This window comes from Nitrosomonas oligotropha (assembly GCF_900106555.1).
In the GTDB taxonomy this organism is placed as follows: Bacteria; Pseudomonadota; Gammaproteobacteria; order Burkholderiales; family Nitrosomonadaceae; genus Nitrosomonas; species Nitrosomonas oligotropha_A.
Genome location: NZ_FNOE01000054.1, coordinates 1 through 7,941 on the forward strand (window position 1 = coordinate 1; position 7,941 = coordinate 7,941).

The following is a 7,941-nucleotide window of genomic DNA, read 5'->3' on the forward strand; positions in this document are numbered from 1 at the left end:
CTTCCCGATAAAACCCAGCATAGTGCAGCTTGCTTTCTCACAAGCACTGTTGCTCAATGTCCTTACCAGATCGACTATGCTTATTCTGACAACGGTAAAGAATTTAAAGGAACTGACAGCCACGCTTTCGTCAAAGCTTGCAGGCAGCACGGTATCGGTCAGAAGTTTACCCGCATCAATCGTCCGCAAACCAACGGTAAAGCTGAGCGGGTTATCCGCACCCTGATGGATATGTGGCACAGCAAGATTCACTTTAAAGACTGCGCCGATCGGCACATTCAGCTTCTCCGTTTCATTAATTTCTACAATACCGTTAAGCCTCATAAGAGTTTGAATAATGCCACCCCTTATGAAATACTCAACGCTTATTTCAATCAACCTATCTGTAAACAACTCTGAGATTTCTTACAGCTATTTATTATTGCAAGCAGACTTGAAGCTTGTATCTCTAACATGAACGAGCCTATTTTCGAAAACTCAAAACAGGAACTTATCGGGTATTAGAGTTCAAGAAAATTTTTTCTGATAAATTTTCTTTACCGTCATTAAGATATGTTGGCGCTCTATTGCATTGAGTCCGATGAACCAACAACTGCCAATCCATATCATAAATGTTACTACGACCATAAATATTAGTTCAATCCACGAATTACATGAAAAATTCTGCATTAAAATTGTTCCAGTAATTCCCGAAAGAAGTAAACACCATACAGGTCCGATAATTGATTGCTGCAGATAACTGAGCATGCGAATTTCTACTAATCTGACCACGTAAATACTCAGCAATACTATTCTGATCAGCTTACTGATGATCGTGCCATACAGAACGCCAACGACTCCTACTGTTGTAAATCCCACAAAATAAATTGAGACTGCAATATTCAGAATAGCGGTCAAAATTAACAAAATCGCCAAAAATTGTAACTTTCTCATCCCCAGAAGGATAGGCCATTGCGTTCCCGATGCGTAGGTCATTAAATCCACAATTACAAATGCTTGCATCACTTGCACCACAATCAAATAATCTTCGCCCAATGAATCAAAGAGCCATAATCGCGCGACTGGTTCCGCAAAGATAAAAATACATGCTGAGACTAGACTACCCAGCAGTAAAGTATATTTCGCCCCCAAACAGAATGTTTTCTGAAGCTTCTCTTTATTTTCAGTGGTATGAAACTTTGTTGTCAGTGGATAGAGTTGTTCGGTAAGTGTCATCACTATTGGATTGAACATCGCGGAAATCTTTGATGCTGGCTGATATAAAGCGACACCCACTGGTCCCATGAATGATGATAAAACAATCGAATTCGCTGTATTCGTAAGCGTCTGAGCGAGCTGTATAACATAGAGGTACCCCCCCAAATGAAACAAAGGAATCAATCGTTTTCCATTTAAAAAATGGATATTTATTTTTGCACCTTCGCAAAATCTATGAAAAAAAACAACAGTCAGTACTAAAACGATGGCCTCAGATGTCAGCATGACACCGACCCAGCCATATAGGGGACTCTCGACGACTGGAATAATAATTAGAAGCGCTATGCTGGATATGATCCCACTAATCATCTGCACCGAATTGATTACATCAAATCGATGATAACTGGAAAGTGCTGCAGAAAAAACCGGTGTAATGAAGGAAAAGAGGATAGACAGCGTTCCATAGAGCCGAATCATTGTTATAGCATCTCCCTGCAGTGATTCGGAAACCTTCAAAGCTTCGACAGTCCATGGTGCAAGCATCCACCCAATGAATCCGAGAAGGCAAGCAATACAAAGATACAGTACCAATGCTGTACTGGCCAGCTCACTGAAAGCTTGCCGGTCATTACGTGCAACTTGTTCCGTCAATTCACGTCCCAATGCGCTTCGTAACCCCAAATCCGCTACTACAGCCATGCTGACAATTACACCGAGCAACCCGACTAAACCAAACCCCTCCTTGCCTAACCGGCTTAGTAGAAACGGCACTATAATTAGTGCAAGCGCACCACGGACACCAACCGCTAACCATCCTGTAAAGGTATTCCTTATTATTTGCTTGACTACACTCAACGCTATACCTAATTCTGTTTTAATATTGTTTTAATCTTGGCAATCATGGTTGGCGGCAAACTAGCTCTTACTATATTAATCAAAGAGATGAAAATGTAACACACCAAGCAGGAAGGAAGCTTCACGCCATTCTCTTTGGCCAATTTAATACTGGCCCGGGCAAATGGATCTTTATGTTGTAGCAGAACTTGCTGACAGACATACCTTAGCTCGGCTTGCTTCTTATACTTTTTTATGTCAAAAAGATTAGCAAATTCATTCATCCTGCCGATCGAATCTAGAGTCATCAATGTTCGAGAACACTTAGCGCAAACAGAACAATTCTCGTGAGACTCTTGCACTCCTACACACACATTCAAATAGCGATGAACTGGCTCATAATTAACTATATGCCGTATTTTCTCTATCCGAGAATATGGGGTCCCATCTGGAATTAACTCTAATGATTCGGTTGAAAGCAACGGAAGAAGAACCGGATCAAATATCGCGACATCTCTATTCAGATAAGCTTCATAATATTTTAATAGCTCCAAATAGGAAAAACCCGTTGATGCAAAATAGTATTTACCAAACAAATTCTGCATGATAAGAACACCGGAAACCGTTGTTAACGAATGAGTCAGTTGATGCCCCCATGGATGAAAATCATGAAGATTAGAATCTAAAGGAATAAAATCAAGACCAAGCTCATTTGGAAAAGTATTTAGGTATTGGTAGCGATTATGGTACTTGGTGCGTGCGAATATCCTCTCTTTTTCCGTATTTCCTGAACCATGTGATCCAACATTCAGGAAAAGAAAACTATTGATTTTATAATCAGGATCTTTTTCCAATTCATAGCGATCATAAATGGTGCAAAAAGAATCGACCCCTCCTGAAAAACCTGTACCAACACCTCGACAATTCAATCGCTCGGTACTGATCTCATCTGCAGTGATTTTTATTTGCTTAGCCGAAGGCGAAAACACCATCAATAAGGGAATGACATAATTGTTCAAATTGAATAGCAGTTTTTTGGAAACACATCCTTCCAAATGAATATCCTCCCCATATTGCATAGCGGGAAAAATCATACCAACCAGAAAACCATCCAATCTATTGCAGCACAAACCATGAGCATATTTTTCGGTAGTTAAAAACCAAAGCTCTTTGAGTCCTAGTTGTTCACTTTCAATTGAGACAGAAAGCTTCACTTCGTAATTATCTTTAATTGTCTTTAAATTAAAAATTTTCATTTACTCTCCCATTTCAACTACGCTCAACACTCCGTTAGGCGATCTAATACAGCCATTTCTATCTCATATCTAAGGAATTTGATGCAGCAAGATTCATGAATAACATATTCGCAGTTTACAAACCGGCAGATTCTCTTATGAAACTTAACGGATTAATCAATACACAGTGACTATAACAATCGATAGAACTGTAAAAGTACAATGAACTGAGGTGAAATCAGCAGACTGAAATCATATGATCCGCAGCAGAACGAGCGCGCTGCCTCCACTCTGGAATACGCTGTTCCAATAAAGCCTTAATTTCACGCTCTTCGGCACGCATTCTCTCCAAGGATTCCCATAAAGCTATCCTAGAAAGCTCTGGTGTCCGAATCACATATCGTAAATCACCGAATAAATCAGTGTTTAATCCAATGGCTTTAACGCTGTAAGCAATAGATACAGTAGGCACATGAGTAGACCACGCTGCAATAGTCGCATGAGTACGGGCTCCGACAAAGAAACGGCACCGAGAGATCAAATATTTGACCTGTACAGCATTCATGTCGCGCGGCGCTAGTCTAATCCGGGCTGCAACCGTTCCAGATGGTAAAGCAACTCGATTGATCAGACGCTGCATATAATGGAAATCACTATTCCTCTCACTTCCGTCGATACTATCCACGTGCGGTATCAGTACGACAGATAGATCCGTCCGCTTAATCACATCTTGAAAGAAATCCAACACCGCATTTTCCATTTCCAACACATGAGAGTCATTATTACGAAAGCTTTTGATCAGGGGACTAACATTAAATCCAAGTATCCCTTCGCCGAGTTCGGAAGGAAGTATGGCCGAGATATCCCAAGGCTCTGGCATCATAATGAAAGCAGGATCAGCCACTAACTTCACATTACGCAATCCTAATCTCTCGAGATAATCTTGACTCGATGTTTCACGTACTGAGATACCGGAATATTTTGCAAGATGTTGCCTCATGTATCTCTCTAAATCAGGCTCAGATTCAAAAGGACCAACCGACGCAGCCCACAAATACAGCGGATGCTTATCAGCCATATAGCTTTCTGCTTGTCCCACAAATTTAATTAAAGAAGGCACTTCATAATCTAGAGAAAGAACATCGCCCCCCGTCATAATTCCAGCAGTAGTATCACGCAAACCTTGCCGGACATCTTTGGGAATTCCCGGTGTTGGAATCCACACACGCCTTAGGTTGGGAACGGTTTTCTGCAATCTGATCCAGACCCTGAAATATAAAGGTATGCGATAAGCCGGTATGAACCTTATTCCCATTTTATCAGGGTCTGCGAGTTGCTCTTGGTCTTTTTCTCGATTGCTACTAGGCGCAAGGAACTCAGCATCTGGTTGCAGCTCACGAATAATGGTAGAAATACCACGTAACAGTGCTTCGCATCCCCGGTTTGTAAGTGTTCCGTGACCTAACAAATAATATTGATTTTTCATTTCGACCACTATTAATATTTATAAATTAGAATTTGAAGAAATATACTAAATAATAAATAAAGAAATTCTGAGTGTGTTGATCATTTAACAAGACCAATTTGTAATCGGCAAGTTACCGCTCATCCTGAGCTTATCGAAAGACTCGATCAGAACTTTTGTAGGAAAACCTTGAACTAGAGTTAATCAAGTGTCAAAAGATTTATTAATAAGTCTAAAAAAATTAAAGTAAGTAAGAGGTAATAATTTGAGAACTTGTGGGGAAAAAGATGAGTAGAAGCCCACTAAGCGACTCATGAGACCATTAATCATTATGGTAATACGCGCGCCATACTCTCCAGTATTTTAAAGACGCAGTACAGTCATCCCGAAACTGATTAATCAAATCATTTATTTAAGAATTACAGAATCAATCACGTCCATCTTCTCACGAATGTAAAAAGGGCGGATATGATTCCCATCCTTATAGATTGGCCTCCCTAATGAATCAAATGATGAGCAAATATTAATCATCGGGCAAATCAACTCACTTTGTTTTAAAACAACGACGCCTGAGTCACTAAGTAGCAACTTCATCTCATCTTCAAGCGAAGTTTGTCTACTATCTCTAGGGAAAGTATTCGAGATTATCTTCACATCATATTTTCTATCAAATGAGAATGTAAGAGAACGTCGGCTGCCACCCTCACCTATCATTTCCGATGGATTAAACTCTTTTCCAGATGGGTTATCGAGAAGCACATAAACTGAATAATTTTTAGACAATTTTTTGACAAAATCTCTAAATTCAAATAGTGACTTATCTTTTCCCAATCCGCCTCTAAACTTTTCAATATGTTCGCCATCTCTATAATAATAATCGTATTTGTCGTCAAACGCTCGCGATACTAATGTATGTGTTATAAAATAACAATTCCAACAAGCTCCGATCAATATAGTTTTTACCGACTTATTTTCACGTAAGAATCCCTCAAATTTATCAGTAAATCCTCGACAATTTTGATGCAAATCCTCGTATACTTTAGGAATCGGAAGACATCCTCCTTCTGTAATAAAAGCAATGTCTTTAGATTTACCATCCTTCGTTAGTAACGTTACTCGTGGTCCATATTGCTCAATGTGAGAATCTCCGAATAATACCACCTCAGGATTAGTAGATCGATTCACATAAATATCAATACCTGAAGTTTGTTCCTTTTTTAAGCCATGGGGATACTCCCAGTCACCAATAGCTTTTAAAATTTGCGGATCAACTGATGATGAGAGTCTTGTGCTTGAGAGTAACTCAAGCTTATAAACCCCAGCCCCCATCACTCCCAGTACAATCATAGAAATACTCAATCCTATAATCTTTTTTCGACTACCCGAACCAAAGCGTAATGGTTTCTCAACAAACTCGTAAGTCAGGTAAGCAAGTAACACCGCAGATAAAACCAAAGCACCTCTAACAACTCGATCAGGTGTGGCACCCTCAATTATTCGAGCAAAGGAAAGTAGCGGCCAATGCCAAAGGTATAGTGGAAAGCTTATCAAGCCAAACCAAACTGCTAGTTTATTCGAAAAAATCTTACTGTTAAGCCATGACTTAGCACCCGCTGCAATCATTAATACAGAGCCGGTAACAGGCAAAAGTGCCCACCAACCAGGGAATTCGTTTTCGGGCCTTGTAAGAAACACAGCCAACAGTAGAAGAGCGAAACCTGTAATAGAGATCGTGTTGGATTGTGTAGCCGTTAATCTTGTAGTATTGATGTGTTTATGCAGAGTTAAATACGCAAGAATACCTCCTGCTGATAGTTCCCAGAATCTAGTCAAAGGAGAGTAAAATGTTGCAACCATATTATTTCCAATGCCATAGATATTCAGTGAAAAAGAAATAAGAAAAACACTTAAGGTAATCAGTAGCAATCCAAACCTACTTTTCCAAGCCACCCAAATCAGTAAGGGCCAGATAATATAGAACTGCTCTTCAATCCCTAAGCTCCACAAATGTAGTAGCGGTTTAGATTCAGCAACATTATCAAAGTATCCGCTCTCGCTCCACAAAACAAAGTTAGCTGCAAATCCCGCTCCAGCAAATATGTGCTTTCCTAGTTGCTTAAACTCATCTTCAAGCAAGACATACCAACCAAAGATAAAGCAGAAAAACAGTACCAACAATAGCGCTGGAAAGATGCGTTTAACTCGTCTTATGTAAAACTCCGCAAAACCAAAAGTACCTCTTTCAAGATTCGTAAAAATAATCGTAGAAATGAGATATCCTGATATTACGAAGAAGATATCAACACCAACAAAACCGCCTTCAATCTTTGAAGGAAAGGCGTGGTACAAGATGACAGAGAGTACGGCAAAAGCCCTTAAACCGTCGATATCTGGACGATACTTTGGATGTGATAAGTGCTCTTTTGATTTTGTCATCAAATTAACGATCTAAGTCGCAATGGTCATTTAATATACTTGAGACATACTTCATAGACCAAGCTAAGCGGAATTTTCGAGTATAAATAAAACTTCTAAACCTAGACTAAAGAAGTTAACATTATTTGACAAGCTGTGACAGTTAGTTGGCAAATTCATCGCCGCTAAAAAGATATACAAAAAAGACCAGAATATTCTTAGACCTGTACAAAATCACGCAAATTTCTTTTCTCAGTGTAGATTAAAATTTATTTGTAAGTTATCGGTTATTTTATTTTTTCTCGCAAACAAGAAGTATTGCTATCAACCTGAATTGAACGGTTGAGAGTGTGCGATATCCCTATGCTTGCGTGATTATTCAACTATTGGCAAAGAGCCGGGGTGGCCTTTTTAAATATACGCCATCGCCAATAGCATGTACCAGTATTTCCTCTATTACGAACATATTACCACTGAACCAATGCACTTGGCCGCCAAAGGCGCATTCTACAACATAACGAGCTTTTGTGATCAGATTGTTGCGTGTAACTGCCGCCGTGTCAATGGATTGTTCTTCGCGATCTGACTCTGAATACCGTTTCTAATACTGCATTCTCAAAGCATCGCAATACTTCTGATTGCAATACGCTTTATCGACATGAACACAGGTGACCTTGCCCTGTAGAAACGTATTTCTTAACTGAGGTTAAACTATAGAAGCTAAGGAGACGAAGAAATGAAAGCAGAAAAGGTCAAGAGAGCTTCGTATACACTGGAATACAAATTGGAAGCGGT

The 7,941-nt window shown here is 39.6% G+C and carries 5 protein-coding genes; 1 reads left to right on the forward strand and 4 read right to left on the reverse strand.

Features of this window, described 5'->3' with window-relative positions; all coding sequences use genetic code 11:
- Nucleotides 1–174: 174 nt before the first annotated feature.
- On the forward strand, nucleotides 175–399 hold the full coding sequence (locus BLU57_RS16965; RefSeq protein ID WP_371113164.1) for an integrase core domain-containing protein: 225 nt from the start codon (nucleotides 175–177) through the stop codon (nucleotides 397–399).
- A 108-nt stretch (nucleotides 400–507) separates the two neighbouring features.
- Here the strand turns inward: BLU57_RS16965 and BLU57_RS15240 are convergent, their stop codons facing one another.
- The 4 genes from BLU57_RS15240 to BLU57_RS15255 form a co-directional block, all read right to left on the reverse strand.
- Nucleotides 508–2,052 (reverse strand): lipopolysaccharide biosynthesis protein, encoded by a 1,545-nt coding sequence (locus tag BLU57_RS15240; protein ID WP_176776476.1) that lies wholly within the window; start codon nucleotides 2,050–2,052, stop codon nucleotides 508–510.
- A gap of 8 nt (nucleotides 2,053–2,060) precedes the next feature.
- Complete coding sequence (locus tag BLU57_RS15245; protein WP_090322764.1) at nucleotides 2,061–3,287, reverse strand: hypothetical protein; 1,227 nt, start codon at nucleotides 3,285–3,287, stop codon at nucleotides 2,061–2,063.
- 217 nt (nucleotides 3,288–3,504) lie between these two features.
- Nucleotides 3,505–4,752: a polysaccharide pyruvyl transferase family protein gene (locus BLU57_RS15250; RefSeq protein ID WP_090322767.1), complete on the reverse strand. Its 1,248-nt coding sequence runs from the start codon at nucleotides 4,750–4,752 to the stop codon at nucleotides 3,505–3,507.
- Between the two features lie 387 nt (nucleotides 4,753–5,139).
- On the reverse strand, nucleotides 5,140–7,167 hold the full coding sequence (locus BLU57_RS15255) for an acyltransferase family protein (RefSeq protein WP_090322769.1): 2,028 nt from the start codon (nucleotides 7,165–7,167) through the stop codon (nucleotides 5,140–5,142).
- Nucleotides 7,168–7,941 lie beyond the last annotated feature (774 nt).

Excerpts from the sequence above, each read along its gene's own strand:
- BLU57_RS15250 (WP_090322767.1), bottom strand. The coding sequence starts at position 4,752 with ATGAAAAATCAATATTATTTGTTAGGTCACGGAACACTTACAAACCGG.
- BLU57_RS15255 (WP_090322769.1), bottom strand. The coding sequence starts at position 7,167 with ATGACAAAATCAAAAGAGCACTTATCACATCCAAAGTATCGTCCAGAT.
- BLU57_RS15245 (WP_090322764.1), bottom strand. The coding sequence starts at position 3,287 with ATGAAAATTTTTAATTTAAAGACAATTAAAGATAATTACGAAGTGAAG.